23 protein-coding genes and 1 tRNA gene are annotated in these 26,704 nt (G+C 62.2%); 12 read left to right on the top strand and 12 right to left on the bottom strand.

The window, feature by feature from the left end; translation table 11 throughout:
- Window positions 1-28: 28 nt before the first annotated feature.
- Together RTP54_RS21315 and RTP54_RS21310 are read right to left on the bottom strand one after the other, a co-directional pair.
- Window positions 29-2,395: an EAL domain-containing protein gene (locus RTP54_RS21315; protein WP_112810703.1), complete on the bottom strand. Its 2,367-nt coding sequence runs from the start codon at window positions 2,393-2,395 to the stop codon at window positions 29-31.
- A 103-nt stretch (window positions 2,396-2,498) separates the two neighbouring features.
- Complete coding sequence (locus RTP54_RS21310; protein WP_112810702.1) at window positions 2,499-3,719, bottom strand: ROK family transcriptional regulator; 1,221 nt, start codon at window positions 3,717-3,719, stop codon at window positions 2,499-2,501.
- Between the two features lie 574 nt (window positions 3,720-4,293).
- Here RTP54_RS21310 and xylF point away from each other — a divergent pair.
- From xylF to RTP54_RS21290, 4 genes are all read left to right on the top strand, one after another.
- Window positions 4,294-5,331, top strand: coding sequence for a D-xylose ABC transporter substrate-binding protein (xylF, locus tag RTP54_RS21305; RefSeq protein WP_112810672.1), 1,038 nt, complete (start codon window positions 4,294-4,296; stop codon window positions 5,329-5,331).
- Window positions 5,332-5,569: 238 nt separating this feature from the next.
- On the top strand, window positions 5,570-6,898 hold the full coding sequence (locus RTP54_RS21300; RefSeq protein ID WP_112810671.1) for a sugar ABC transporter permease: 1,329 nt from the start codon (window positions 5,570-5,572) through the stop codon (window positions 6,896-6,898).
- 15 nt (window positions 6,899-6,913) lie between these two features.
- On the top strand, window positions 6,914-7,699 hold the full coding sequence (locus RTP54_RS21295; protein ID WP_025428054.1) for an ATP-binding cassette domain-containing protein: 786 nt from the start codon (window positions 6,914-6,916) through the stop codon (window positions 7,697-7,699).
- Between the two features lie 371 nt (window positions 7,700-8,070).
- Window positions 8,071-8,147 (top strand) — tRNA-Arg (locus RTP54_RS21290).
- Window positions 8,148-8,342: 195 nt separating this feature from the next.
- Here the strand turns inward: RTP54_RS21290 and RTP54_RS21285 are convergent.
- Window positions 8,343-9,242 (bottom strand): LysR family transcriptional regulator, encoded by a 900-nt coding sequence (locus RTP54_RS21285; RefSeq protein ID WP_312365717.1) that lies wholly within the window; start codon window positions 9,240-9,242, stop codon window positions 8,343-8,345.
- Between the two features lie 102 nt (window positions 9,243-9,344).
- Here RTP54_RS21285 and RTP54_RS21280 point away from each other — a divergent pair, with 102 nt between their 5' ends.
- Window positions 9,345-9,731 carry a VOC family protein gene (locus RTP54_RS21280; RefSeq protein ID WP_312365716.1) on the top strand — a complete coding sequence of 129 codons (387 nt, stop codon included), beginning with the start codon at window positions 9,345-9,347 and terminating at the stop codon, window positions 9,729-9,731.
- A 3-nt stretch (window positions 9,732-9,734) separates the two neighbouring features.
- Window positions 9,735-10,421: a glutathione S-transferase family protein gene (locus RTP54_RS21275; RefSeq protein WP_312365715.1), complete on the top strand. Its 687-nt coding sequence runs from the start codon at window positions 9,735-9,737 to the stop codon at window positions 10,419-10,421.
- Between the two features lie 165 nt (window positions 10,422-10,586).
- On the opposite strand, the gene RTP54_RS21270 is transcribed toward RTP54_RS21275, so the two are convergent.
- Window positions 10,587-12,053 carry an MFS transporter gene (locus RTP54_RS21270; RefSeq protein ID WP_312365714.1) on the bottom strand — a complete coding sequence of 489 codons (1,467 nt, stop codon included), beginning with the start codon at window positions 12,051-12,053 and terminating at the stop codon, window positions 10,587-10,589.
- A gap of 130 nt (window positions 12,054-12,183) precedes the next feature.
- Here RTP54_RS21270 and RTP54_RS21265 point away from each other — a divergent pair, with 130 nt between their 5' ends.
- Entirely contained in the window at window positions 12,184-12,813 is a 630-nt protein-coding gene (locus RTP54_RS21265) for a TetR/AcrR family transcriptional regulator (RefSeq protein ID WP_312365713.1), read from the top strand.
- 32 nt (window positions 12,814-12,845) lie between these two features.
- Here RTP54_RS21265 and RTP54_RS21260 read toward each other — a convergent pair whose 3' ends face one another.
- Window positions 12,846-13,751, bottom strand: coding sequence for an AraC family transcriptional regulator (locus RTP54_RS21260; RefSeq protein WP_312365712.1), 906 nt, complete (start codon window positions 13,749-13,751; stop codon window positions 12,846-12,848).
- A 97-nt stretch (window positions 13,752-13,848) separates the two neighbouring features.
- Between RTP54_RS21260 and RTP54_RS21255 the strand changes: the two genes are divergently transcribed.
- Complete coding sequence (locus RTP54_RS21255) at window positions 13,849-14,592, top strand: SDR family oxidoreductase (RefSeq protein WP_312365711.1); 744 nt, start codon at window positions 13,849-13,851, stop codon at window positions 14,590-14,592.
- Window positions 14,593-14,607: 15 nt separating this feature from the next.
- Here the strand turns inward: RTP54_RS21255 and RTP54_RS21250 are convergent, their stop codons facing one another.
- Complete coding sequence (locus RTP54_RS21250) at window positions 14,608-16,320, bottom strand: adenylate/guanylate cyclase domain-containing protein (RefSeq protein ID WP_312365710.1); 1,713 nt, start codon at window positions 16,318-16,320, stop codon at window positions 14,608-14,610.
- Window positions 16,321-16,689: 369 nt separating this feature from the next.
- Here RTP54_RS21250 and gmd point away from each other — a divergent pair, with 369 nt between their 5' ends.
- From gmd to RTP54_RS21235, 3 genes are read left to right on the top strand one after another with little or no spacing between them, the layout of a single operon-like run.
- A complete protein-coding gene (gmd, locus tag RTP54_RS21245; protein ID WP_112810663.1) occupies window positions 16,690-17,742 on the top strand; it encodes a GDP-mannose 4,6-dehydratase in 1,053 nt (350 codons plus the stop codon).
- 40 nt (window positions 17,743-17,782) lie between these two features.
- Entirely contained in the window at window positions 17,783-18,706 is a 924-nt protein-coding gene (locus RTP54_RS21240) for a GDP-L-fucose synthase (RefSeq protein ID WP_312365708.1), read from the top strand.
- 1 nt (window position 18,707) lies between these two features.
- A complete protein-coding gene (locus tag RTP54_RS21235) occupies window positions 18,708-19,883 on the top strand; it encodes a DegT/DnrJ/EryC1/StrS family aminotransferase (RefSeq protein ID WP_312365706.1) in 1,176 nt (391 codons plus the stop codon).
- A 201-nt stretch (window positions 19,884-20,084) separates the two neighbouring features.
- On the opposite strand, the gene RTP54_RS21230 is transcribed toward RTP54_RS21235, so the two are convergent.
- Window positions 20,085-20,951 carry an alpha-1,2-fucosyltransferase gene (locus RTP54_RS21230; protein ID WP_312365704.1) on the bottom strand — a complete coding sequence of 289 codons (867 nt, stop codon included), beginning with the start codon at window positions 20,949-20,951 and terminating at the stop codon, window positions 20,085-20,087.
- 59 nt (window positions 20,952-21,010) lie between these two features.
- Complete coding sequence (locus RTP54_RS21225; protein WP_312365703.1) at window positions 21,011-21,793, bottom strand: glycosyltransferase family 25 protein; 783 nt, start codon at window positions 21,791-21,793, stop codon at window positions 21,011-21,013.
- A 415-nt stretch (window positions 21,794-22,208) separates the two neighbouring features.
- Here RTP54_RS21225 and RTP54_RS21220 point away from each other — a divergent pair, with 415 nt between their 5' ends.
- On the top strand, window positions 22,209-22,946 hold the full coding sequence (locus RTP54_RS21220) for a hypothetical protein (protein ID WP_312365701.1): 738 nt from the start codon (window positions 22,209-22,211) through the stop codon (window positions 22,944-22,946).
- Window positions 22,947-23,106: 160 nt separating this feature from the next.
- Here the strand turns inward: RTP54_RS21220 and RTP54_RS21215 are convergent, their stop codons facing one another.
- From RTP54_RS21215 to RTP54_RS21200, 4 genes are read right to left on the bottom strand one after another with little or no spacing between them, the layout of a single operon-like run.
- A complete protein-coding gene (locus RTP54_RS21215; protein ID WP_112810656.1) occupies window positions 23,107-23,871 on the bottom strand; it encodes an ABC transporter ATP-binding protein in 765 nt (254 codons plus the stop codon).
- Entirely contained in the window at window positions 23,868-24,701 is an 834-nt protein-coding gene (locus RTP54_RS21210; protein WP_112810655.1) for an ABC transporter ATP-binding protein, read from the bottom strand. The genes RTP54_RS21215 and RTP54_RS21210 overlap by 4 nt, the downstream gene beginning before the upstream one ends.
- Window positions 24,698-25,630 (bottom strand): nickel transporter permease, encoded by a 933-nt coding sequence (gene nikC / locus RTP54_RS21205; protein ID WP_112810654.1) that lies wholly within the window; start codon window positions 25,628-25,630, stop codon window positions 24,698-24,700. Before nikC ends, RTP54_RS21210 begins: the two co-directional genes overlap by 4 nt.
- Window positions 25,627-26,670, bottom strand: coding sequence for an ABC transporter permease (locus tag RTP54_RS21200; protein WP_112810653.1), 1,044 nt, complete (start codon window positions 26,668-26,670; stop codon window positions 25,627-25,629). The genes nikC and RTP54_RS21200 overlap by 4 nt, the downstream gene beginning before the upstream one ends.
- Between the last annotated feature and the right edge of the window lie 34 nt (window positions 26,671-26,704).

Below are 26,704 nucleotides of genomic sequence, written 5' to 3'. Positions count from 1 at the left end.
GCCGTTTGCATTTTGAGGGTCGATACCGTCAGCCGTCGGCGCGCAGTGGCGTCCTTGCCCACTCGCCCGTCTGTTCCTCCTGCCCCGTGCTCGGCGCCACGCCGGGCCGGCCGGTCAGGAACCCCTGAACCTGCAGGCAGCCCTCGTCGACCAGGATCTGCCGTTGGCGCTCCGTTTCCACGCCTTCCGTGACCACGGGCAGGTTGAGGCTGTTGCCGAGCGCGATGATCGCCCTGACGATCGCGTGTGCGGAGGGGTCCTTGTCGATGACTGAGGTGAAGCTGCAGTCGATCTTGAGCTTGTCGAACGGGAAAGTCTGCAGGTTGCTGAGCGAGGAATGCCCGGTGCCGAAATCGTCCATGACGATGCGCACGCCGTGGATCCGCAATCGTCCGAGCGTCGCGAGCACGTCCTCGCGATTGTGCAGCAGCGCCGCCTCGGTGATTTCGAGCTCCAGCCTGCGCGGCTCGAGACCCGTGCGCCTGAGGGTGCTGAAGATCTGGTCGAACAGGTTGGGAAGCAGGAACTGCACCGGCGAGATATTGACCGAGACCGGCAGCGGCTCGTTCCATTTCGTCGCCTCGCGGCAGGCCTCTTCCAGCACCCATTCGCCGATCTGGATGATCGAGCCGCTTTGCTCGGCGATCGGGATGAAGACATCGGGGCTGATCAGGCCGCGCTCCGGATGCATCCACCGAAGCAGCGCCTCGTAACCGAGGATCCGGTCGCCGCGCAGGTCGACCAGCGGCTGGTATTCGAGGAAGAACTGACGGCGCACCACGGCATGGCGCAGGTCGTTTTCGATCTGCCGGCGCGTGCGGACGGCCTCGTCCATCTCCGTGTTGAAGAAGCAGGCGATCCCCTTGCCCGACTGTTTCGCCCTGTAGAGAGCCGTGTCGGCATTGTTGCGCAGCCGATCCGCCGTGTCGCCGTCGGCAGGGTAGATCGCAGCGCCGATGCTGACGCCGACGGCGGTCGGATCGCGGTTCGTGTCCATCTCGGCGGCGAAATACGTCAGGATGCGGTCCGACAGGTGGCGTGCCGCCTCCGGCTGAGCGCCGCCCACCTGGAGAATAGCAAATTCGTCGCCCCCCAGCCGGGAGACGGTATCACCCTCGCCGGCCGCCTTGCGCAGGATGTCGGCGACCTTTTTCAGGATGCGATCGCCCTCGCCATGGCCGAAGATGTCGTTGACCGCCTTGAAGCGGTCCAGGTCGAGGCAAAGGATGGCGATCTGCTCATTCTTCGCCGCCGCGGCAGCCATCACCTGGGTCAGCCGACGGTCGAAGAAACCGCGATTGGGAAGGTCGGTCAGCGCGTCGTGGTGTGCCAGATGTTCAATCGTGCGTTCGGCCTCCTTGCGCGCGCTGAGATCGCGCACGAAGATCACCTCGCATTCGCGGCCGCGATACTCGATGGTGCGGCCCATGAACTCCACGGGAACGCTTTGCCCCGTCCGGTTGGAAAGCTCGATCTCCTTGGGCGCATCGCCACGCTGACGGTTTTCCGGGCCCTGCTCGCCGAATTCGAGAATCTCCGCCGGATCGCGGCCGACCAGCTCGGAGACCTTCCACCCGGCCAGCCGCGCGAAACGCTCGTTGGCATCGATGATACGGCCCTCGTGAACGATGGCCATGCCCTCCAGCGACGCGTTGGCAAGCCCGCGCAGGTCCGTCAGATGACGATCGACGAACAGGGCGCCGAACGCCAGGATGATCAGCACTGTCGAGGCCACGATGACCCCGCCGGCAAGCCAGGCCGGATGGATGACGTCCGTGGCCGGAATGTCCGGCGCCGGCACCAGCGTGATGCCGCTCATCGAGGTGAAATGCAGGACGCAGATGGCAACGACCAGAAGCAGCGTCGAGACGACAAGCCGGCGGGCATTGCGCAGCACCTGGAATGCGTGGAGCGCCGCGACGGCGAGCATGGTGCCCGCAACGATGGCGACGACCGTGAACCTGGCATCGTAGATGATATGACCGGGCATCTCGAGCGCCTGCATGCCGGTAAAGTGCATGGCGGCGATGCCGGCGCCCAGGATGACGCCGCTTGCGGCGAGCGCGTGCGGAGATCGTGCGCCGAGCCCGACGGTGAACGCAACCCAGGCGGCGGCGATCGCAAGCACGATCGACAGCGCGGTGCCCGATGCGCCATAGGAAATGGTCATCCCGCCGTCATAGGCGAGCATCGCAATGAAATGCGTCGACCAGACGCCGATGCCGCAGGCAAAACCGCAGGCCGCGATCCACAGGCCGCGCTGGCTGCCTTCGCTGCGCTGGGCGCGCAGCAGCATCAGCATGGTTGCGACACAACCGGCCAGGCAAACCACGGCCGCAACCAGCACCAGGCGCCAATCGTGGTCGTCGCGTATGCATGCAATCACTGAAAACATGATCGTCTCCCGCGTCAACGTCACTTTGACAAGGAGTTGCTAAATAACTGTAAATTGCATTGAGAGCATTGTTCGCCTTTGACACACGCGGCACGCGCGCGGCTTACGAGGCGCCGGCCGTGGCGATCTCGCTGTCGATCACCCCTAGCGCGCGCTCGAGGTGCCCGTCGAAAACCAGCCGCTGCTCGTCGAGCACGACGGCGATGTCGGGTGCACCCTGCAGCCTCAGTTGCAGGGATTGCGATACCCCCTCCTGGAGGCCGCCTTGCAGCAGGTCGAAATAGCGCGTGCCCGGGCCGGTGACGTAGATCGGCATGCGCTCGTAGAGACTGAGCATGCGCGAAATGCCATTGCCGAGCGCGATGCCTGCCTGACGAAAGGCGTAGCCGGACATGCGGTGGCCCTGACGGGCGCTTGCCGCGATCTTGTCCATCTCGGCGATCGGCACGAACTTCGCCGGGATCGTGTCCGGCGGCACTTCGAAGGCGGCCCTCAGGATGCCGTAAAAGCCGGCAGCCGCCTCGATGCAGCCATAGGCGCCGCAGCGGCAGAGACCCGCCGAGGGCGCGTGCAGCATGTGGCCGAAATTCGGGGCCGCCACGTCGATCTCGCCGAACCGGCCCTTGCGCGCGACACCGAGACCGATGCTGTGTCCGAGCGAAATGGCCGCAAGCGAGCGGAAGCCACCAGCCTGCGTGCGCTCCGCCTCTACCGCCAGCGCCTGCGCAACCAGCAGCGTCTCGTTGTTGAGCGTCACCCTTGCGCGCCACTCCGGCGCAAGAAGGGCTGCGAAATCAAGCGGCTCGCTGCCGAACACCGGCGACCAGAGCAGCCGCGCCGTGTCGTTCTCCGTGTCGACGAGCCCCTTGCTGCTGATCGAGACGGCCAGCACCCGGTCTCGCGTCAGGCGCGAGCGCTGCAGCAGGCGCTCCAGCGCCTCGACGAAGACCTGCGCGAAAGCGGTGGTGCCGCGCTGGTCGTGATTGCGGCTCTCCTCGAACCGGTCGAGCAGCGTGCCGCCGTAATCGGTCAGCGAATATTGCACCACATCGGACGAGATGCGCACGACGATGACATAACCGCAGTCGCGCCGCGGCGTGAACAGCACACGCGGGCGCCCTCGCCCGCCCTGCACCTGCTGCTCGGCCTTGGCGATAACCCCCACCCGCTCGAGCTCGGCCGTGATCGCCGACACGGTCGCCGACGCCAACCCGGTGGCGGCGGAAATTTCGGTATGGGAAAGATTACGGGCGCGCCGGAGCGCGGCAAGCACGAGAGCGCTGTTTTGCTGACGCACGATCTCAGTGCTGGACTTGGTCAGCATCATACGTCCTTGCCGGTGGCGGATCCTTCGAACACATGCCCTCCCAAAGCATCTGTTGCGCGGCGAGGCAAGGCGAAGACGACCTTGTCGAGAGCCTTGCCAATCTCTGCCATCGATTTTCTCGACTGTCGAGAAATAATCCACAGGTGATTTCGGACACGCTCGATTGGCAACGGCGTTTCGCGGGGTGTGCCGCCAATGCGATCGCCGCCGGTAAGCGCGAGGCTCCTGATCTTGCCCCGGCAAGCCCAAGTCCAGCGCCGTCCGACACGCCATCGACCGCGATGCCAACACGATTGAAATGCAAAGACAATCTCCTGCAGGTCCTCGCCGCGCCCGTCGGCGCCGTCCCATGGAAGCGGTAAAAAGCCTTGCGAACGGGTGTCTCAACAGACCGCACGCCACCGTTGCGGCCGTGTTGACAGGCTCCGGATTCTCTGACATTCATTTTCTCGACTGTCGAGAAAATAAAGCCGGGAGAATTTTACGGTGGCATTTCGACAGCGTTGCAAGACTGGCCGAGGATGGTGCGGGAGGTTCGCACGCTCAGCCGGTCGCCACTCGGGAGGATAATATGAAATCCGTTTTGAAGCTGATGGCCGGGGCTGCCATCATCGCGTCGATGCATTCCGCAGCCATCGCCAAGGATCTGGTGGTCGGCGTTTCCTGGTCGAACTTCCAGGAAGAGCGCTGGAAAACCGACGAAGCCGCCATCAAGGCAGCGCTTGAAGCATCCGGCGACAAGTACATTTCCGCAGACGCCCAGTCTTCCGCTGCCAAGCAGCTGACCGACGTCGAATCGCTGATCGCCCAGGGCGCCAACGCGCTGATCGTGCTCGCCCAGGACAGCGACGCCATCGGCCCGGCCATTGAAAAGGCTGCCGCCGAAGGCATTCCGGTCGTCGGCTACGACCGCCTGATCGAAAATCCGGCCGCCTTCTACATCACTTTCGACAACAAGGAAGTGGGCCGCATGCAGGCTCGCGAAGTGTTCAAGGTCAAGCCGGAAGGCAACTATGTCTTCATCAAGGGCTCGTCTGCCGACCCGAACGCCGACTTCCTCTTCTCCGGACAGATGGAAGTGCTGAAGGAAGCCGTCGACGCCGGCAAGATCAAGAATGTCGGTGAAGCCTATACCGACGGCTGGAAGCCGGAAAATGCCCAGAAGAACATGGAGCAGTTCCTGACCGCCAACGACAACAAGGTCGATGCGGTCGTCGCCTCCAACGACGGCACCGCCGGCGGCGCAATCGCTGCCCTCGACGCCCAGGGCCTCGCCGGTTCCGTGCCGGTCTCCGGCCAGGACGCCGACAAGGCGGCGCTGAACCGCGTGGCACTCGGCACCCAGACCGTGTCGGTCTGGAAGGACTCGCGTGAACTTGGCAAGCGCGCGGCTGAAATCGCGGCCGAACTCGCCAGCGGCAAGAAGATGGAAGAAATCGCCGGCGTCACTGCCTTCAACGGCGGCCCGAAGGGCGTTTCCATGCAGTCGGTCTTCCTCGCACCGCTTCCGATCACCAAGGAGAACCTCAACGTCGTCATCGACGCCGGCTGGATCTCCAAGGACGAAGCCTGCCAGGGCGTCAAGGGCGACGTCGCTGCGTGCAAATAAGCCGCCCGGACAGGGTTGAGCTCTGACCTCGAAACAAGCGCCGCAACGCACCCCGTTGCGGCGCTTGCGCAAGGTGCGGCCGGGGCGGACAATGCGGCAAGACCTTCGGGCACGCATTGGCACCGACGAGAGAAGCGCTCGACAGCTGTCTTCATCATCAGACTTGTCGCGTCCCACCCGGCCATTGACGCCGGCAGACGCGATGACATCAACGAAAGAGTGGGGGGAAGGCACGTCCATGGCCGACATCACACAGGGCAACCAGACACAAAGAACCCAGGCCAACCGGGCCCGTAACGCCGACGAGAACCCGGTGAAGCGCTTTTTCCGCGCCACCGAGATCGACACCCGCCTGCTCGGCATGGTCGGCGCGCTGGCCATCATCTGGATCGGCTTCGAGATCATGACCGGCGGCCTGTTTCTGACGCCGCGCAACCTCTGGAACCTGACGGTTCAGACCTCGTCCGTCGCCGTCATGGCCACCGGCATGGTGCTGATCATCGTCACCCGCAACATCGATCTGTCCGTCGGCTCCGTGCTCGGCTTCTGCGGCATGATCATGGCGGTGATGCAGGTGAAGGTCCTGCCACAATATCTAGGCCTCGAGCATCCCGCCATCTGGATCATCACGCTGGCCTGCGGCATCGCCGTCGGTGCTGCGATCGGCGCGCTCCAGGGCTCGATCATCGCCTTTCTCAACGTGCCGGCCTTCATCGTCACGCTCGGCGGCCTGCTCGTCTGGCGCGGCGCCACCTGGTTCGTCACCAGCGGCCAGACAGTGGCACCGATGAACTCCACCTTCCGCCTGATGGGCGGTGGCACCGAAGGTTCGATCGGCGCGACGGCCAGCTGGATCGTTGGCGTCATCGCCTGCATCGCCATCGTCGGCGCCATTCTCAACTCGCGCAAGCAGCGCAAGCGCTTCGGCTTTCCGCTGCGGCCTGTCTGGGCCGAATATTTCCTCGGTATCCTCGGCTGCGTCCTGGTGCTGGGCGCGGTCGCGATCGCCAACAACTACTACTGGCCGGTCAACATCGCCCGCAAATATGCCGATGCCAACGGCATCGCCTGGCCGGACGGCGGCCTGATGATCTCGCACGGCATCGCCATCCCCGTGCTGGTCGCCATCGCCGTCGGCATCGTCATGACCTTCATCGCCACCCGCCTGCGCTTCGGCCGCTACGTCTTTGCGCTCGGCGGCAACCCCGAGGCAGCCGAACTTGCGGGCATCAAGACCCGCTGGGTCACCGTCAAGATCTTCATGCTCATGGGCGTGCTCTGCGCCATCGCAGCGGCGATCTCGACCGCCCGCCTCAATGCCGCCACCAACGCGCAAGGCGAGCTCGACGAGCTCTACACGATCGCGGCCGCGGTCATCGGCGGCACGTCGCTTGCCGGCGGCGTCGGCACGATCGCCGGCGCGATGATCGGTGCCCTCGTCATGCAATCGCTGCAGTCTGGCATGGTGCTGCTCGGGATCGATAGTCCGTTCCAGCGCATCGTTGTCGGCGTGGTTCTTGTCGTCGCCGTCTGGCTCGACACGATCTACCGCGCCCGTGCCAAGTAAGAAGGAGTCCGACCAATGAAAGACCAACGCACTCCGCTCGTGGAAATGAAGAACATTTCCATCTCCTTCGGCGGCATCCACGCGGTCGACAACGCCTCCGTCGACCTCTACCCCGGCGAGGTGGTGGCGCTTCTCGGCCATAACGGCGCCGGCAAGTCGACGCTGATCAAGATCCTGTCGGGCGCCTACAAGCGCGACGGCGGCGAAATCCTGATCAATGGCGAAGCCGCCGACATTAGCAATCCGCGCGACGCCAAGAAATACGGCATCGAGACGATCTACCAGACGCTCGCCGTCGCCGACAACGTCGATGCGGCCGCCAACCTCTATCTCGGCCGCGAGCTGAGAACCCCCTGGGGCACGCTCGACGACGTGGCGATGGAGGCCAAGGCCCGCGAGGTCATGGGGCGCCTCAACCCCAACTTCCAGCGCTTCAAGGAGCCGGTAAAGGCGCTTTCGGGCGGCCAGCGGCAATCGGTGGCAATCGCCCGCGCCATCCTGTTCGACGCCCGGATCCTGATCATGGACGAGCCGACGGCAGCACTCGGACCGCAGGAAACCGCCCAGGTCGGCGAGCTGATCAAGCAGCTGAAGCGCGAAGGCATCGGCATCTTCCTCATCAGCCATGACATCCACGACGTCTTCGACCTCGCCGACCGGGTGTCGGTGATGAAGAACGGCCAGGTCGTCGGCCAGGCCCGCACCGAGGATGTCACCAAGGACGAGGTGCTCGGCATGATCATCATGGGCAAGGTCCCGCCCAAGGCGATCCCCGGCCCCGGTGCCATGCAGACCGCCTGATCGCAGACACCGAATGGCCCGGCAAACGCCGGGCCATTTTTTTAAGGCATGGGTGGCTGCGCCTTGGGACAAGGACGCGCCATAGGACGATATGACGGGCAAGCGCCGGCGATGTCCCTGCTGATTTTCTGGATTTGCGACATTCCCCCTCGCCCAGACAGCCAGTTGGACCACGCCGTTTGCCCCGTCTTGCTCCTCGCGGCTCCCCCGGAAGCTTGTTGCAAAAGCCCATTCGACGGGCTGCCTTGGCGGCAATTTTTACGCCGCTCGCAAATTCCCCTGCGAACTCCGTCATTTCACCATTGAAGCGACGCGCAAGCTAAGCTATGAACCGCTCACAGCCCGCTTCGGCGGCCTCGCTGCAAACGGATGCACCCGTAGCTCAGCTGGATAGAGTGTTGGATTCCGATTCCAAAGGTCACAGGTTCGAATCCTGTCGGGTGCGCCAAAATTACACCAATCCGCAACGATACTGCGCACCGAAGTCCGCAATCGGCTCCCAAAGTCGAAAACTGATTGCTGTAGGTGATATTGCAGCTTTGCGCGTTCATTTCGGATGTTCAAGGTTCATGATTGAACTCTGAAAGCGGAAATTCGTTGCAGTGGGACTAAACGACAGCTTAGCCTTGAACTTGAAGATCTATTATTCGTCGATGAGATTTTCAGCGGTCCGCATCCAATAGGGATCTCGAACGAACTCTTTGGCAAGAAATCCCATCAGCAGCGATATTCTGTGTACGCCCCGAAGGTCTGGATGGGTGAGCACCCAGAGCGGGTTCGCGGGTGCCGTGTGATAGGTGAAACACCGCTTCAGGTCTGAACGGCGCAAATCGTCAGGCAAGAGCGCAACACCGCAGCCCTCCGCTGCCAGACGCGCCATGGCGGTGAGATCATCGCATGCGATTGCCGTCACAGGCTGCTTTTCATTCAACACGTCACGAAAAGCCGGATGACGCAGCAAGTGTCCGGCCGGTGTGGCCAATTTATGTTGTGAAAGGTCGGATGGACCGTCCAGCCGCGCAGCAGTCTTGAGGTAGGAGGGGGCCGCGTAGACAGCCCAATCGATATTGAGAACACGCCGCCCCCAAAGATGGTCAGGCGGATTATGGGCGACTCGCAAGGCGACGTCCGCGCCACGGTCGGACATGTTCATTTCCTGGTTCGAAACCAGAAGTTCCACCCGAACGTTGGGATGCGCCTCGCTGAAATTCATCAGATAACGCGGCAACACGGTGTCGGCAAAACTGCGCGGCGCGGTAAGGCGCACAATGCCCTCGGCATTTCCGTCCCTGCCGCTTACACGACGGTCGATCGCCTCGAAAGAGCGGGCGATGCCGAGACCTATCTCGCGCATTTCATTGCCCGCGTCCGTCAACACAAACCGGCCTTTGACACGATCGAACAAACGCGTGCCCGTCTGTTCTTCAAGCAGGGCAATGTGCCGGAAGACCGTCGCATGGCTCAGTCCGGCAAGCCTGGCGGCACGAACCTGAGAGCCCGTTTCGCAAACCGCGAGAAACACTTTGACGAGGTTCCAGTCCAAATTCTGGCCAACTTTATTTCAAAATTGCAATAGTCGACCTCAGAAATGCATATATCCGTCTCTTCTGCAACAGCATATCCTCAGCGCATATCGACAACGGCAATGAAGGACATGGATATGATTGGATACACTTCGCTTGGCACGGCCAACCTTTCCCGCGCGGAAAGCTTCTATGACGCATTATTGGCGGAGTTCGGCGCAAAACAGGTGATGCACATGGATGATTTCATCGTCTGGGCAGTCGAAAATGGCGGCGCTGCCTTTTCAATTCATGTTCCTGAAAACGGAAAAGAATATTCGGTCGGCAACGGCGTAATGATTGCGCTCGCGGCATCCGGCCAGACACAGGTTAACTTGGTGCATGAGAAGGCTTTGAAATTGGGAGGCGTCGATGAAGGCAAGCCCGGATTTCGCGCCGAGGGCTTTTACGCCGCCTATTTCCGCGATCTGGACGGCAACAAACTCAATGTCCACTGCATGGTCAGTTGAGCCATGCCGTTGGAACCCTACAAGATCGTAGGGCACAGATTGTGCCCCTATGTGCAAAGGGTCGTTATCGTCATGATCGAAAAAGGCATTGACTTTGAACGGATCGATATCGACCTCGACAATAAGCCCGCCTGGCTCGGCGATATATCGCCGGGTCGTCAGGTGCCGGTATTTTGGGCTGGGCGCGACGAATGGCTATTCGAATCCGGCGTTATTGCCCGTTACCTGGATCAGGTGACAGAGGGAAGCCTGATGCCCAGCGATCCTTGGCCGCGCGCTTGTCATGAAGCCTGGATGGCCTATGCGGATGGCATGCTGAATATCGTCGCCCGCATTATCTACCGCGATGTCGACGCATCCGCTTTCGCAATCTCGTTGCGAGAGCTTGAGGAGCGACTTCGGATTGTCGATGACCGTTTTCAGCCGCAAAAATACTTCGCGGGCGATGCCTTCGGCCTTGTCGACGCGGTGTTTGCAACACTTTTCCGGTATTTTTCTGTTTTCGATAGAGTGTCGGAAAGGAAACTGAATGACTCGCTTCCACAAAAACTCACAGAATGGTGGGCTCTTGTAAGCAGTCATAAATCGGTGAAAGACGCGGTACCGCCAGCCTATGAGGCTGAACTTATTCAGTTCATCGCCCAAAAGGAAAGCCATGCCGCTCGGGTGCTAGGCACGGCATGTGGATAGAACTGTTGCTGGCGCGCCGTCGTCTGCTTTTCGCTAACGCGATCGGCGCTTCATAAATTGTATGGGGCCACAATGACATAGTGGTCCCCAGCTTCGTCGTATTCGGCGCGCCACTGCCTCCCCCCCAAAAACCACCTACGCCATCCCGTCGACCACGTCTCTTCTCTACTCCGGCAACGTCTTCGGCAGCCAGAGCCAGGCGATGATGCCAGCCACCAGCATCAGCAGCCCGCCGGTGCCGACGGCGATGTGGAGGCCGGTAAGGAAGGCTTGGTTGGCTTGTGCGATCACGTCAGGTGCGAGGGCGGGGTGATCGAGGGTTTCGTCGAGGGTGCCGGCGATGCCGGGGCCGAGAAGGCGGAACGACAGGGCCGATAGGGATCCGAGCAGGGTAATGCCGAGTGCGTTGCCCAGTTCGTTGCTGGTCTCGGCGATCGAGCCGGCGGCACCGGCGCGCTCAGCAGGCACGGCCGATACGGCGACCTCGGCCACCAGGCTGAAGGACAGGCCGTATCCGATGCCGGCGACCACAGTGGAGGCGATGAAGATGGCAGCGCCCGCCTCGGTGCTCGTCAGCAGCAAAAGGAGAACGCCTGCGCTGATCAGCAGATAGGTGGCAATAAGGGCGGACCTGCGGCCGATCCGCTCGACGATCCGCGCCGTGCCGACACAGGTGGCGGTGAGGACGACAGCACCCGGCAGGGTCAGCAAGGCGGTCGTGAAGACATCGAAGCCGAGCACCGACTGCAGATAGATGCCGGCGAGGTAGCTTGCGGCCGACCAGACGACCAGAGACAGAAGCCCCGTCAGGATGGCGATCGAAAAGATGCGATCGCGGAAGAGGCTGAGGTCGAGCAGCGGATAGTCGATCCGCATCTGCCGGCGCAGGAACAGCGCGACGGCGACAATGCCGATCGCACCGGCCAGGGATTGCGGCATCGAGAAGCCTTCGGCCGCCGCCGTCTTCAGCGACCAGGTAAAGAGCAGGATGCCGATGAAGGACAGCGCGAGGCTCGGCAGGTCGATCCGGCCATAGGTCGTTGAGCGGACTTCGCCAAGCAGGATCGGCGCTGCAACCAGGAACGCCAGCACGACCGGAACATTGATGAGGAAGACGACGCCCCACTCGAAGTGCCGCAGCAGCATGCCGCCGATCAGCGGGCCGATGGCAAAGCCGGCGGCGAAAGTCGCCGCGAAGATGCCGATCGCCCGCGCCCGCAGCCGCGGATCAGGAAACAACGCGCTGACGATCGCAAGCCCTGATGGCAGCAACGTCGCACCGCCCAGCCCCATCAGCGCCCGCGCCGCGATCAGGCCGAGCGGCGTTTGCGCATAGGCAGCACCGAGCGAGCCTGCGCCGAACACCACCGCGCCCACCATGATGAGCCTCAGCCGACCGTAACGATCGCCGATATTGCCGAAGGCGATCAGCAACGATCCGACGACGAAACCATAGATATCGAGGATCCACAGCGCCTGGTCGGCAGTCGGCCTCAGGCTGGAGGTCACATGCGGCATGGCAAGATAAAGGATAGAACCGTCCATGGCGACGAGCAGGACCAAGGGCAGCACCGCCATGAGGCTTAGCCATGCCCTTCGATCTGCGGACTGCGAAAGTGTCGTATCGGTCATCGGGCAAATTTCCTCTGCGTACGGCACACGCAGGCGTGCCGCTTCGGCCGGCGGCGGGGTTGCCGTCGGATGGTTGCGATCAATGGGTTTCATCTATATACTTAAGGTAAGTTACTTTTGGTATATAGCGATGTCAAGCACACATGAAGAAATCCGGGCCGCCGGCAAACGCGTGCGCCTGAGCCGTGAGCAGCGGCTGCGCCAACTGCTGGACGTGGCGTGGCGGCTTGCGCGTGAGGAAGGCACCGATGTGCTGACGCTGCCGCGCCTTGCCGACGAGGCTGGCGTCACCAAGCCGGTGATCTATGATCATTTCGGTACGCGCAACGGCCTGCTGACTGCGCTCTATAAGGATTTCGACGCCCAGCAGACGGCGCTGATCGACGTGGCACTCGCGGCCCGCGGCCCGACATTGCAGGAGACGGCCAGGGTCATCGCATCCTCCTATGTCGACTGCGTGCTGGCGCAGGGCCGGGAGATCCCCGGCGTGCTCGCGGGCCTTGCCGGCTCTCCGGAGCTGGAGGCGGTCAGGCGCGACTATCAACTGGTCTTCATCGGTAAATGCCGCGGGGTACTTACCCCATTCGCCGGTCCGGCAGGGATCGCGCAGTCCGGCTTCTGGGCGATGCTCGGCGCCGCCGACGCGCTCTCCCATGCCGCCGCGACCGCGGAAATCACCGAAAGCGAGGCCCGGGCCGAACTTTTCGAGATCATCGTGGCGATGGTCGACAGGACCCATCGTCTTTCCGCGGGGCCCTGAGGCCTGGCGCAGCGCAGCGCTGCCACCCTGCCCTACCCCTCGGCCGCCGTGCGCGCATAGCGCCCCGGCGGCTGGCCGACGTGACGGCTGAAGGCGGTGCTGAAGGTGCTGGCGGAGCCGTAGCCGACCGTCTCGGCGACATCGGCAATGTCGGCGTTGCGATTGCGCAGCAGATCCTTTGCCAGTGCCATGCGCCAGGCGAGCAGATACTCCATCGGTGCCACTCCGACATTGCGGGTGAAGCGATCGAAAAAGGCGGAGCGCGAGAGCCCGGCCGCCTTGGCAAGTTCGGCGACCGTCCAGGACCGCGCCGGCTGGCCGTGCATCGCCCTGATCGCTTCGGCCAGCCGCGTGTCGGCAAGCCCGCGCAGCAATCCGGGTGTAGCATCCGGCCGCTGCGTCAACCTCAGCGCCTCGATCAGCAACACCTCGATGAGGCGCGCCAGCACAAGATCGCGCCCGGCCCGCCGCTCGGCGGCCTCCTCAGTCAGCAGCCGGACCAGGATTGAAAGCCGCTCGGCACCGCGCACATGCACCTGCGCCGGCAGCAATGACACCAGCAAGCCGGCATCGACAGTTGCAAAGGCGAAATAGCCGCCGAGCAGTCGCACGCTTGGCGGGCCATCGGGGTCGCCGTGGCGAACCTCGTCAACGGGATCGGGTGCGGATTTCGGATCGATGAATGTCGGCGTCACCGGCTCGAACCCCGTCATGGTGAAACCGGGTGTCGTCGGCAACAGGACGAAATCGCCGGCCACAAGCACCAGCGGCTCCTGTCCGTCGACCGCCAACCGGCACGACCCTTCAAGCACGGTACAGAAGCCCGGATGGCCGAAGTCGGAATAGCGCACGCCCCAGCGGCCGGCGCCGCTGATGCCTTTCGCAAACACCGCACTGGGCCTGAGCAGCGTGATGATTTCAGAGAGCGGATCGATCATTTCAGGACTATTACAAATCAAATTTGGATTTTCAATTATATATCGTCCTGAAAGCGCCCGGTATGATCCAGCCATCAGAACCAACCAGGGATATGTCATGAAAACCGTATTGATCACCGGCTGCTCGTCCGGCTATGGCCTCGAAACCGCACGCCACTTCCACGCCAAGGGATGGAGCGTGATTGCCACCATGCGCACGCCGCACGAGGATATTCTCCCGCGCTCGCCGCATATGCGTGTCGTGCAACTGGATGTGACCGACCCCGACAGCATCGCGGCTGCGCTTGCGGCGAGCGGACCGATCGACGCGCTGGTCAACAATGCCGGCATCGGCGTCGTCGGCGCCTTCGAGGCGACGCCGATGGCGCATGTGCGCAAGATCTTCGACACCAACACGTTCGGCGTCATGGCGATGACGCAGGCGGTGATCCCGCAGTTCCGCGCCAGGAGATCCGGCGTCGTCGTCAACGTCACCTCCAGCGTCACCCTTGCCGCGATGCCACTTGCCGCCGCCTATACCGCCAGCAAGACGGCGATCGAGGGGTTTACCGGCTCACTTGCCCACGAACTTGCCGCCTTCGGCGTGCGCGCCAAGCTGGTCGAGCCCGGCTATGCGCCGAGCACGCGGTTTGCGCACAATGCCGGCATCGACATCGCCGACCTGATCCCCGAGACCTATGCCGCATTCGCCGGTCCGATCTTCGAAGCCTTTGCCAACCCGCCGCTGATCACCAGGGAAGGCGATGTGGCCGACGCGGTCTGGCAGGCCGCCAATGATCTGTCGGGACAGCTGCACTTTCCGGCCGGAGCCGACGCCGTGGCACTGGCGCGCGCGGGCTGACGGTGCCTTGGTCGATCACGCCAGCGGCAAACCCGCTGCATGCACGGTGTTGACGAGCGCGTCGGTGACCGTCCGGTCCCTGAAGAACTCCTGGGTGCGAATGTAACCGGCCGACAGCTTCGGATCGAGCGCCTTCGCCTGCGCGACCAGTTGGCGCGCGCGGTCCGTATCGCCCCGCGCCATCCGCGCAGCGATACGGTAGATCAACGTGCGCCGCGTCTGATAGGGCAGTGCCCGCGCCACGGCGAAGAGCTCGTCGTGGCGGCCGAGCATATAGAGCGAGGCGACCCGTTCCTCGACGATCCACACCGGCAGGAACGGGTCCAGCGCCTCGGCGCGGTCGAGCAACGCCAACGCCCGCTCCGCTTCGTTCGCATAGGTGTAGAAGGCAGCGCATCGCCCGGCGATATAGGCATCGTTCGGCGCCAGCTCGATCGCCCGCTCGTGATGATGCCGCGAGGCGACGAAGTCGCCCTCCATGCATTTGATCGCGCCCATGATACGGTGGGAGTCCGGATCCGTGGGATCGAGATCGAGCGCGTGCGCGACCTGCCTTTCGCCGGCCGACAGGTCGAAATCCGGCAGGTTGCTCCAGGCGCAGACATGCATGGCGACCGGCCGGCCGAAAGAAGGGTCGGCATCCATCGATCGTTCGAACCAGCGCATGGCTTCGCCGATGTGCCGGTCGGCCACCCCGATCAGGCGGTGATGGTCGAGCCCGAGCAGGTAATATTCGTAGGCCGACATGTTGTCCGGCCGCTTCAGCCGGGCGGCGACCAACTCCGCTTGCTCGATCCGCCCGGCAACCGTCGCGGCAATCCGGGCCGTCACTTCGTCGATCACGGCAAGCAGTTCCTCGAACGGGCGCTCGATCCGGTCCGACCAGACGAGATGCCCGTTCGCCGTCTCCGACAATGACACATTGAGCCGCACGGCGCCTGCGAGCTTGCGCACCGAGCCCGAGACGACATAGCGCACGCCCAGCGCCCGTCCGACCTCGACGGGATCGCGAGTGGAAAGCGCTACCGAGGCAGAGCGCGAGCTGACGAACAGGCTCTTCAGCCGACCGAGCTCCAGGGTAAGGTCATCGGTCAGCCCTTCGGTCAGGAAGGACTGCTCATCCGGACTGGCCGCAAACGCCACGAAAGGGGTGACGATGACCGAATTCGGACGCATTGCCGCCGGCGGCGCCTCGCGCGTCGGTGCCGAGAGAAATCGGTGCCGGTCGATGTTCGTGCCGACCCGGTAGACACGGATCGGATCGGTGACCCCCTTGAACCGGCGCTCGCCGATTTCCTCGAAGGCACAGGGTGATGCCCGGCGGACTTGCTGATACAGAGCTTCGGACACCTCGATCGCTCCGGCGGCAGCCTCCGATTGCAGCCTTGCGGCGAGATTGACTCCATTGCCCTTCAAATCGTCGCCGACGGCAAAGACATCGGCCAGGTGCAACCCGAAGCGCATGTGGTTCGGCGTCGCATCGGGGATTGTTGCAAGCGAACTGCGCGCCTCCATGGCAGCACGAAGGGCGTTGACCGGGCTCCCGAACTCGGCAAGCACAGCATCGCCGGCGGTGTTGAACACCCGGCCATCATGACGCACGACCGTATCGCCCACCGCCCTCAGGCAGGCGGAGACGCATTCCACCGCTTCTTCCTCATGGCTCTCCATCGCCGCGGTCGATCCGACGAAATCCGCCACCATGATCGCAACCAGCTTGCGCTGCATTTCCATCGCCTCGCCGACACACGGGTCGTGAGCGCGCAACAATAGCACAACGCAAGGAATCAGGCAGCAATGGCTACTTTAGCAAATATCAAAGCAAAGCACTGCGCAGTGTGACACCGGCATCCGGGCGACAGGCAAGGGCCAGCTTCATCGCTTCTTCTCCGTTGCCTGGAACGTCCCGGTTCGACGTTTCGAGAAGACTGGTAGAGCTGTACTCAGGTGGTTTATTGAGCGTCCGTTTTCGTATACAGGCTGCGACGTGTGAGTGTGCAGATTTGATGGTCGAGCTACTGGCGACAGAAACGGCGCCGTTCCGCGTGGCTCTCATTCGCTGGCACAAGTTTATAGCTAACCATGGGACAGGTTCGTATGGCTGAGAAATCTAAGGTAGCCCTCGTCACTGGCGTTACGGGACAGGATGGTGCCTACCTTGCACAATTCCTGTTGGACAAGGGTTACATCGTACACGGCATCAAGCGCCGGTCCTCATCATTCAATACCGGCAGGATCGACCATATCTACCAGGATCCTCACGAGAAGAATGCGCGCTTCTTCCTGCATTATGGCGACATGACGGACGCAACCAACCTCATCCGGATCATGCAGGAAACGCAGCCGGATGAAATCTACAACCTGGCCGCACAAAGCCATGTCCAGGTTTCGTTCGAAACGCCGGAATACACTGCCAACTCGGATGCGCTTGGAACGTTGCGACTGCTGGAAGCCATTCGCATCCTCGGACTGACCGACAAGGCGCGGTTCTACCAGGCATCGACATCCGAACTCTATGGCCTGGTTCAGGAAGTTCCTCAGCGCGAAACAACGCCATTCTATCCCCGCAGCCCCTATGCCGCGGCGAAACTCTACGCGTACTGGATCGTCGTGAACTATCGCGAAGCATACGGCATGCACGCTTCAAACGGCATTCTCTTCAACCACGAAAGCCCGCTGCGCGGAGAGACGTTCGTCACGAGGAAGATCACGCGCGCGGCCGCAGCCATCAAGCTCGGCAAGCAGGACAAACTCTACCTTGGCAATCTCGACGCCAAACGAGACTGGGGTCACGCGCGCGAGTACGTCCGCGGAATGTGGCTGATGATGCAGCAGGACAAGGCCGACGACTACGTACTCGCCACCGGGAAAACCACCGAGGTGCGGACATTCGTCGAATGGGCTTTCGCCGATGTGGGCATCAACCTGCGCTGGCAGGGTAGCGGCGTGGAGGAAACAGGTATCGATGACGCGACCGGCCAGGTGCTCGTCGAAGTCGACCCACGCTATTTCCGGCCGACGGAAGTCGACCTCTTGATTGGCGATCCGTCCAAGGCCCTGGAGAAACTCGGCTGGTCGCATGAGATCGGCGTTCGAGATCTCGTCAGGGAGATGGTGGAATACGACCTGCGCGAAATGGAAAGCCAGTAACGCTGCCGTCCCCGCACGAATTGCAAAGCGAGATACGAGAATGACGAAAATTCTGCTGACAGGTGGAGGCGGCATGGTTGGGCGCAACCTGCTATCGCTTTGCCGCACCGCCGGGATCGACATTGTCGCCCCTGGCAGACGCGAACTCGACCTCTTGGATTTCAACCAGACACAGGATGCCCTCAAGCAACTGAGCCCCGATGTGGTGATCCATGCCGCGGGCGTGGTTGGCGGCATTCAGGTCAACATAAAAGAGCCGGTGCGGTTTCTGTCCGACAACTGGACCATGGGAAACAACATCGTCCTTGCTGCCCGCTCGGCCGGCGTGCCGCGGTTGCTCAACTTGGGCAGTTCTTGCATGTATCCTCGAAACAGCGAGGATCCGTTGCGTGAGGAACAGGTTCTGAGCGGCACGCTCGAGCCGACCAATGAAGGATACGCCCTGGCCAAATGCGCTGTCGCGCGCTTGTGCGAATATGTGACGAGGGAGAGCCCGCAACACAGCTACAAGACGGTCATTCCATGCAATTTGTACGGCCCGTTTGACAAATTCGACCCGGGCGTCTCGCATCTCATACCCGCGATCATTCACAAGCTGCACGTCGCCAAGACGCGCGGCGAGAAATCGGTCGAGATTTGGGGGGATGGCTCAGCACGGCGCGAATTCATGTTCGCCGGAGATCTCGCGGATGCGATCGTCTTCGCCATCGCCAACTTCGATTCCATGCCGAGCTTGCTGAATATCGGCCTGGGCGACGATTTTAGTGTGAACGAATACTACCAGGTCGCTGCGGATGTGATCGGCTACGACGGCGCCTTTGCCCATGACATCTCAAAACCGGTCGGAATGAAACGCAAGCTGCTGGATGTAACAAAACAGACGACGCTGGGCTGGGCGCCACGCACGACGCTTCGCGACGGTATCCGAGAAACCTACGAATACTACCTTTCAATGGAAGCCTGATATGCCTTATCCGTTAGCCAATTCCACTTGGGATGAAGAAGAATACGAGGCCCTCCAGACCGTCATCAAGTCTGGCATGTTTACGATGGGCGAGAAGGTTTCGCAGTTCGAGAGAGCCTTTGCGGACTATGTCGGCAGCAAATATTGCGTCATGGTCAATTCCGGCTCCTCCGCCAACCTCCTGATGGTCGCCGCCTTGCGGTATCGCTCGGCCTCACCTCTTCTGCCGGGAGCGGAAGTCATCGTGCCGGCGGTGTCGTGGAGCACGACCTACTACCCGCTTCATCAGTATGGGCTGAAGCTTCGTTTTGTCGACATCGACGCGGAGACATTGAATTTCGATCTCGATCAACTGTCTCAGGCAATAACGCCGGATACAAGAGCGATCATGGCCGTGAACCTTCTCGGCAATCCCAATGACTTTGGCCGCATCAAGGCCATCATCGGCGATCGCGACATCGCCCTCATCGAAGACAATTGCGAGTCGATGGGCGCCCTGTACGAAGGCCGGCAGGCTGGCACTTTCGGACTGATGGGTTCGTTCAGCTCCTTCTTCAGCCATCACATATCGACGATGGAAGGTGGGCTTGTCGTGACCGACGACGAGGAGCTGTTCCACGTCATGCTGTCCTTGCGCGCCCATGGCTGGACAAGGAACCTGCCGAAGGTCAATCGCGTGACGACCGAGAAGAGCGATGACCCGTTTACGGAATCGTTCCGGTTCGTGCTGCCCGGCTACAATCTGCGCCCACTCGAAATGAGCGGCGCGCTGGGATTGACCCAGCTCCGCAAGCTGCCCAAGATCGTCGGAGAGCGCCGAAAAAACGCCGAGAAATTCCTTGAGCTGATGCGCGACTATCCGTTCCTGCGGGTCCAGCGCGAAATTGGCCAAAGCAGCTGGTTTGGCTTCAGCCTGATTGTCGAACCGGACTCCGGCGTGACGCGGGAAAACATGCTTCACTTGCTCACCGAAGCACAGGTCGATGTCCGGCCGATCGTCGCGGGCAACTTTGCCAAGAACGAAGTTCTGAAATGGTTCGACTATTCCGTTGCCGGCGACCTGAGCAACGCTGATACGGCCGACAAACACGGCTTCTTTATCGGCAACCATCACTACCCGCTTGAACAGGAATTCGAACTGCTGCGCTCGGTGTTCGGCAAGACGAATTGGAAGTAATGTGACGGCGGCCCGTTGACGCGACGGGCCCGAATTCGAGTGGTGCCGGCAGCAAACTGCCTGCCGCGCACCACGCCTATATGCGAGGGTTTCGTACTTGATTAGGGCGGTCAGCGGCCAATCCTAACAGGAGCTCTTTCTATCGCCCATTGCATGGCTCGTTGACGTGTTCTAACCCGCGGTTTCTGAAGTCGTCGTTTTCTACAGACCCTGCCACGTCGCAGGCAGGATATCGCTGGCATCGTGATCCTTCGAGCGAAACCACTGTGCTGGCGCAATTACGTGCTTATCCATTCTCGGATTGAGCCACGCCCCCCACCAGCTGAATGTGCTGTTGGCGATAATGTGCGCGCGGCATGCCGCCATCAGGTGCATGTCCTCGCCGTCCCGACCATCCGCCTGAGGCTCCACGAAGGTCATCGACGGCCAGGAAGGAAGATTGGCGCGCGCCCAGGCCGGATCATCGGAGAACACAAAGAAGGACGGATTGTCGAAGCGTACAGCCATCTGGCGCATTGCCTCGGCATACCACTCCGGTTCGCATGTCCCGTGAATGGAGTTGGCCGAGGGATTGCTGACATAGTCACCGCGGCGAACATGGACAGAGACGGGCGCGTCGGCAGCGCGCACCTGCCGCAAGACCTCTTGCCTTGCAGCGCTGAAGGGCGCCCTAAGTCCGAATTCCTTGCGGATGACATCTGCCACCGAGGCGAAGTACTTCTCGGTCTGCCAGTAGCCCTGGAGATGCACCGGGCCACGCAAGTCGAGGATCGCCGCGTCAAACGTATTGGCTCGCTCCTTGGCGATGAGACAGGGCGATGTCTTGGGCAGAAGCCGCGACTTTACCTTGTTGAAGAGCCCCCTGCCCGGCTTCGCCGGAACCTCTTCCGGGCGTGCGCGCTCGGCTTCAATCGCAAACTGCTCCAACCCGAAAGCCCAGGTCTTGTAGCGTTGCATTTCCGTCAGATCCAGCTTCAGCCTTTGCCCGCTTGCCGACGCCAGCGACCGACCGGCCGCATACTGAAACATCTGGTTGCCGAGACCACCAAGGATACGCGTAATGATCAAGAGTTTACCTTCGATTGTTGGGTTGCTTCAGTATGTTCTGACCATCTTGCCAAGGGCTGTCAGGCCCCTTCCGGCTCTTTCCATCGCCCCGTATAAGGCAGATTGCTCAGGAAGCGACCGATATCGTCACGCGCGCGGTAGATCGCCCGCAATCGCCGGAAGCGCCGCGACTTCTTTGCACGCTGGCCTCCTTGCCAGATCTCCGACTGCTCGGGCGTTTCGGCCGCATGCGTGACAGGCAACGGCGAGATCCCATAGGACCCGACCCCGTGGGTCCAGAACCGATCCAGGTGGCAATCGACCGGCTCGAACCAGATCGCGGCCTTGGCCAAAAGCTTGGATGCCGCCTTCGGCGACACCGCATAGCACGACGTCCCGTGCGGTCCACGCTCGAAGCGAACAATGCGCATCGCGTCGTTCAGGCGCTCGCATGTCGCCCATTGGCGCCGCTTGTGCCCGGAGAACCGCAAGAGCCCGTAGCGTTCGATCTTGCGGGCGGCGAAGTGATAGGCTTCCGCAAAATTGTCGTTGAGAACGACGTCGTCTTCGAAGATGAGAAGCGGCTTGTTCTCTCGCACGCAACGCTCCCAGAGAAGATAGTGGCTGGCGAAGCACCCAAGTTCACCTGCATTGAGAATGAACCCTCTGCGAACTTCAGCAAGATGCTCGTCAAAATGGTCAAACGACGAATGCCGCCCCTTTCGCCCGTCGACCGCATCGAAAAAGCTGTAGGGCAATCCGAGCGGTTCAAGCAGGCGTACCATGTCCTCGCGTCGCTCGACGGAACGTTCAAGATTAACCACGACAATCTCGAGCGCAGTATCCTTCACTTTATCGATCATCCCTGTGTCACTCGATCATCACGTTTCGCAAGGTTTCTGGGCCAACTGGAGCGAACTTGTCAATCCGCCACCGCTGCCCGGTGTCGCCATATTGGTGTTGTCCGCTTCAAGGCACGTTGAATACGCGGCGGCGGAGCGCGGCCGTCCGCTCATCCAGTCTCAGGTCGATGCGAAGGCAGGTAGACCGTTGCCAAGGATTGCCGTGACGGGTTTCCGTCGGAAAATATCGCATGGAAGTCCAAGGCTGCACAATTGCGCAAGATCGTGGCTTGGTCTAAGCGAAGACCTTCATTGGCAGCGATACTGTGGCCGTTGTGGCACGCCCTACCAGCGCCTTCCAACCTCCCGTGCACTCCGCCGGGGAGCGACCGCGCGAAAGGCAGGCAGCAAGCCGCCGCATCGATCAGGAAGTGCAATGCCTCAGATTGACCTTTGCATCGTTGCCACCCGGCGGCCCGAACTGCTTGCGCAAACCCTTGCGAGTTTTCGCGAGAAGGTGCTTTGCCATCTTGATATGGGATCGACCTATCTCAATCTCGATCCGGCCTTCGGCACGCCCGAAGACCATGCCGCCTGCATCCAGGTCATGCGTGGGCACTTCCCCGATGCGGTGATTTTCGAGCCGGAGCAACCCGGCTTTTGCGCCGCGGTCGAAAGGGTCTGGTCGGCAAGCAAGTCGGACTATGTCTTCCACCTGGAAGACGACTGGATTTCGCTTAGGGAGATGGGCAAGGAACTCTTCGAGCCCTTCGCCGATGCCTCGGTCATGCAGGTCTCGTTTCATACCGCCGACCAGAACTGGGACATTGCCCGCAAGGGCCATTTCCACCAGCGCAACGAATATGCGCGGCTGCTCGGCATCAAGATCCCACTCTTCCGCACCTTCCCGAAGTTCACCACTTCGCCATCGATCCTGCGCGGCAGCTTCGCGCGCCACTGCGCCAGCCTGATGGATCTCAGCCGCGATCCGGAAAAACAGTTCTATTCCGGGGTCAACCCGGCCATGGAAGCTTACGTGGCGGGCCATCGCAACTACATCTTCTCGCCGGAGCAAAAGCCGGTCATTCGCGACATGGGCCGGGAATGGCGGGACCAGCGCAACATCCGCAAGGTGATCACCAACTCCACCTCGACCTGGGAAAACGGCAGCTGAGCCCGGAGCATCACACCTTCCAGTGAAGGTCCCGAGCGCGAATAGCATGCTCCAGAATCGGATTTCTGGAGCGCCGGTGTTCGTCCTTGCCCTTGCTTCCGCAGCACACACGCATTGACCAGCCGACGCCCATTTCGGCACGACGGCTGGTGCGCCGATGTCAGGCGGCAGCGCCCTTGCGCTGAAAGCCCTTGCTCGCGACCATCAGGTTGCGCGTGTACTCTTCACCGATCCGCCCCGCGACGAGATCCGCCGAAGACAGCCGCTCGACCACGCGGCCGTTCTGCATCACCGCCAGCCGGTCGCACATATGCGTGACGACACCGAGGTCGTGGCTGACCATGATGAAGGTCAGCTTGCGGTCGCGCCGGACCTGTTCGAGCAGGTTCAGCACCTCCGCCTGCACCGAGGCGTCGAGCGCCGAGGTCGGCTCGTCGAGAAGCAGGATTGACGGTTCGAGGATCAGTGCGCGGGCAATCGCGATACGCTGACGCTGGCCGCCCGAAAGCTGGTGCGGGTAGCGAAAACGGAAGCCCGAGCCGAGGCCGACTTCGTCGAGCGCCTTCAAGATTCGGCGCTCGCCGTCGGCGACGCCGTGAATGGCGAGAGGTTCGAGCAACTGCCGATCGATCGTCTGGCGCGGATGCAGCGAACCGTAGGGGTCCTGAAACACCATCTGCACGTCGCGATAGAAGGCCTTGTCCCGTCGGCTGCCGACAAGAACACGGTCATGCACGCGGATCTTGCCTGAGGTAACAGGCGCAAGGCCGGCGACCGCCCGCAGCAGGGTCGATTTGCCGGAGCCGGACTCGCCGACGAGCCCGAAGGATTCGCCGGGCGCAACATCGATGCTGACATCGTCCAGCGCCTTGAACTCGTCATAGGTGACGACAAGATTTTCGGCGGATACGGTGGCGGTCGTCATAGTGCCCACTCCGGTTTGCGATCGAGAACGGGCAGCGGGTGGCGATCGGAGCCGATCGCCGGCATGCAGTTCAACAGGCCCTGGGTATAGGGATGCTTGGCGTTTGCGAGGTCGGACGCGGCAAGCTCCTCGACGATCTTGCCGGCATACATGACGATGACGCGGTCGCAGAACGACGACACCAGCCTCAAGTCGTGCGAGACGAAAATCAGACCCATGCCGCGGTCGGAAACCAGCTTGTCAAGGATACCAAGCACTTCGAGCTGAACCGTCACATCGAGCGCAGACGTCGGTTCGTCGGCGATCAGCAGCTCGGGTCCCGCCACGAGCATCATCGCGATCATCGCGCGCTGCCCCATGCCGCCCGAAACCTCGTGCGGATAGAGGTCAAAAACGCGGCCCGGATCGCGGATCTGCACCGCCTCCAGCATATCGAGCGCCCGCTCGCGCGCTTCCGCGCGGCCGACGTTTTCGTGGCGCGTCAATGTTTCGACGATCTGACGGCCGATGCTCATCACCGGGTTCAGCGAGTATTTCGGATCCTGCAGGATCATGGCGATCCGCTTGCCCCTGAGGTCCCGCCGCACCTTAGGCGCGGCCGAAAGCAGGTCGATGCCTTCGAAGGAAAGCGTTTTCGCCGTCACCCGCGCATGCGCCGGCGTCAGGCCCATGATCGCCCGGCCGGTCTGCGACTTGCCGGACCCGCTCTCGCCCACGATGCCGAGCCGCTCGCGCCCGAGCGTGAAGGAGACCCCGCGCACGGCTTCGACCACCCCGGTGCGGGTCGGAAACGAAACCTTGAGATCATCAACGGTCAGAAGCGGGTTCATTGTCCGCTCTCCCGCGGGTCGAGCGCATCGCGCAGGCCGTCACCCAGCAGGTTGAAGCCGAGGCTGACGATCAGGATCGCCACGCCGGGCATGGTGGCAACCCACCACTGGTCGAGGATGAAACGGCGACCCGACGCAATCATCGCGCCCCACTCTGGCAGCGGCGGCTGGGCGCCGAGGCCGAGGAAGCCGAGACCGGCGGCTGTCAGGATGATGCCGGCCATGTCGAGAGTGACGCGCACGATCAGCGACGACATGCACATCGGCATCACGTGCCTGAAGACGATGCGCGTCGGCGACGCGCCCATCAGTTGCACGGCGGCGATATAGTCGGAGTTGCGCACCGTCAGCGTTTCGGCGCGCGCAATGCGGGCATAGGGCGGCCAGGAGGTGATTGCGATGGCGATGACGGCATTCTCGATGCCGGGACCAAGCGCCGCCACGAAGGCGAGCGCCAGAACCAGCTTCGGGAACGCGAGGAAGATGTCGGTGATGCGCATCAGCACCGCATCGACCCAGCCCCCGGCGTAACCGGCAACCGCGCCGACGATGAGCCCGACGGGAGCCGCGATAATGGCGACAAGGAGCACGACGGCAAGCGTCAGCCGCGAGCCGTGGATCAGCCGGGAGAGAATGTCGCGGCCGAGGTCGTCGGTGCCGAGCAGGTAGCCCGGCGTGCCGGGCGGCAGCAGGCGGGCATTGGCGAGATCGCCGATATAGGGCGAGTGCGGCGCCAGCACGTTGGCAAAGGCCGCAATGAACACCAGCGCCAGCAGAATGAGCAGGCCGAGAACGGCCAGCTTGTTGGCGGAAAAGCGCTGCCAGGTCATGTAGGCGCGGCCGAGGCGCGCCTGCGTACGCGACTGCGGCCGGTCGGACAACAGCCATTCGCGGCGCGTCATCGGGCGGGTTTCTGTGACGGTGCTCATCGCTGGCGCGTCCTTGGGTCAAGCGTCCGGTAGAGAAGGTCGGACAGGAGATTGATGCCGATAAAGACCGAACCGATGACGATGGTGCCACCGAGAACGGCGTTCATGTCGGCATTCTGCAGCGAATTGGTGATGTAGAGGCCAAGGCCCGGCCAGGCGAAGACGGTTTCGGTCAACACCGAACCCTCAAGCAGACCGGCATAGGAAAGCGCAATCACGGTAACGAGCGGCACGGCGGCATTGCGCAGCGCATGGCCCCAGATGATGCGGGTTTCCGAAAGGCCCTTGGCGCGGGCGGCAACGATATATTCCTGCTGCAGTTCGTTCAGCATGAAGCTGCGCGTCATGCGGCTGATATAGGCCAGCGAGAAATAACCGAGCAGCGAAGCCGGCAGGATGATGTGGCGGAACACGTCCCAGAGCACATCCCACTGCCGCTGCCAGAGCGCGTCGAACAGGTAGAAGCCGGTGATCGGCGTGAACGTGTATTCGAAGACGATGTCGATGCGGCCGGGATAGGCGACCCATTTCAGCCGGGCGTAGAACACCAGGAGCGACAGGAGCGCCAGCCAGAAGATCGGCACGGAATAGCCGACAAGGCCGATGACGCGCACGATCTGGTCGGCGATGCTGCCGCGCTTGACGGCGGCAAGAACCCCGAGCGGCACGCCGAAGATGGCCCCGATCAGGGTGCCGAGCGTGGCAAGCTCCATGGTCGCCGGAAAGACGCGGCGGATATCGGTCATCACGGGATTGGTCGTCAGCACCGAGATGCCGAAGTCGCCGGTCAGCGCCTGGCGGACATAGATGAAGAACTGTTGATAGAGGGGCAGGTTCAGCCCCATCGCCTCGCGCGTCCTTTCGACGACATGCGTCGGCGCCCGGTCGCCGAGAACGGCGAGCACCGGGTCGATCGGGATGACCCGGCCGATGAAGAAGGTCACGGCCAGAAGGCCGAGATAGGTGGTGACGACGATCACCAGGAACCGCAAGACGGCGCCCATGATCTTCGCCGGACGGGCGCGTCGGCGCCCGCCCATCCGTTCTGTTCCGCTCATGCTCAAGGGAACTGTC

The organism is Ensifer sp., assembly GCF_031989085.1.
Classification (GTDB): Bacteria; Pseudomonadota; Alphaproteobacteria; order Rhizobiales; family Rhizobiaceae; genus Ensifer.
The sequence above is the reverse complement of the archived record's forward strand: the minus strand, read 5'-3'. Positions and strand labels throughout refer to the sequence as shown.

Bases quoted from the DNA above. Each gene is read 5' to 3' on its own strand.
- nikC (WP_112810654.1), bottom strand. From the start codon at position 25,630: ATGAGCACCGTCACAGAAACCCGCCCGATGACGCGCCGCGAATGGCTG.
- RTP54_RS21235 (WP_312365706.1), top strand. From the start codon at position 18,708: ATGCCTTATCCGTTAGCCAATTCCACTTGGGATGAAGAAGAATACGAG.
- RTP54_RS21255 (WP_312365711.1), top strand. From the start codon at position 13,849: ATGAAAACCGTATTGATCACCGGCTGCTCGTCCGGCTATGGCCTCGAA.
- xylF (WP_112810672.1), top strand. From the start codon at position 4,294: ATGAAATCCGTTTTGAAGCTGATGGCCGGGGCTGCCATCATCGCGTCG.
- RTP54_RS21265 (WP_312365713.1), top strand. From the start codon at position 12,184: ATGTCAAGCACACATGAAGAAATCCGGGCCGCCGGCAAACGCGTGCGC.
- RTP54_RS21250 (WP_312365710.1), bottom strand. From the start codon at position 16,320: ATGCAGCGCAAGCTGGTTGCGATCATGGTGGCGGATTTCGTCGGATCG.
- RTP54_RS21300 (WP_112810671.1), top strand. From the start codon at position 5,570: ATGGCCGACATCACACAGGGCAACCAGACACAAAGAACCCAGGCCAAC.
- RTP54_RS21280 (WP_312365716.1), top strand. From the start codon at position 9,345: ATGAAGGACATGGATATGATTGGATACACTTCGCTTGGCACGGCCAAC.
- RTP54_RS21225 (WP_312365703.1), bottom strand. From the start codon at position 21,793: ATGATCGATAAAGTGAAGGATACTGCGCTCGAGATTGTCGTGGTTAAT.
- RTP54_RS21200 (WP_112810653.1), bottom strand. From the start codon at position 26,670: ATGGGCGGGCGCCGACGCGCCCGTCCGGCGAAGATCATGGGCGCCGTC.
- RTP54_RS21295 (WP_025428054.1), top strand. From the start codon at position 6,914: ATGAAAGACCAACGCACTCCGCTCGTGGAAATGAAGAACATTTCCATC.
- RTP54_RS21215 (WP_112810656.1), bottom strand. From the start codon at position 23,871: ATGACGACCGCCACCGTATCCGCCGAAAATCTTGTCGTCACCTATGAC.
- RTP54_RS21275 (WP_312365715.1), top strand. From the start codon at position 9,735: ATGCCGTTGGAACCCTACAAGATCGTAGGGCACAGATTGTGCCCCTAT.
- RTP54_RS21210 (WP_112810655.1), bottom strand. From the start codon at position 24,701: ATGAACCCGCTTCTGACCGTTGATGATCTCAAGGTTTCGTTTCCGACC.
- RTP54_RS21310 (WP_112810702.1), bottom strand. From the start codon at position 3,719: ATGCTGACCAAGTCCAGCACTGAGATCGTGCGTCAGCAAAACAGCGCT.
- RTP54_RS21240 (WP_312365708.1), top strand. From the start codon at position 17,783: ATGACGAAAATTCTGCTGACAGGTGGAGGCGGCATGGTTGGGCGCAAC.
- RTP54_RS21270 (WP_312365714.1), bottom strand. From the start codon at position 12,053: ATGACCGATACGACACTTTCGCAGTCCGCAGATCGAAGGGCATGGCTA.
- RTP54_RS21260 (WP_312365712.1), bottom strand. From the start codon at position 13,751: ATGATCGATCCGCTCTCTGAAATCATCACGCTGCTCAGGCCCAGTGCG.
- RTP54_RS21315 (WP_112810703.1), bottom strand. From the start codon at position 2,395: ATGTTTTCAGTGATTGCATGCATACGCGACGACCACGATTGGCGCCTG.
- RTP54_RS21220 (WP_312365701.1), top strand. From the start codon at position 22,209: ATGCCTCAGATTGACCTTTGCATCGTTGCCACCCGGCGGCCCGAACTG.
- gmd (WP_112810663.1), top strand. From the start codon at position 16,690: ATGGCTGAGAAATCTAAGGTAGCCCTCGTCACTGGCGTTACGGGACAG.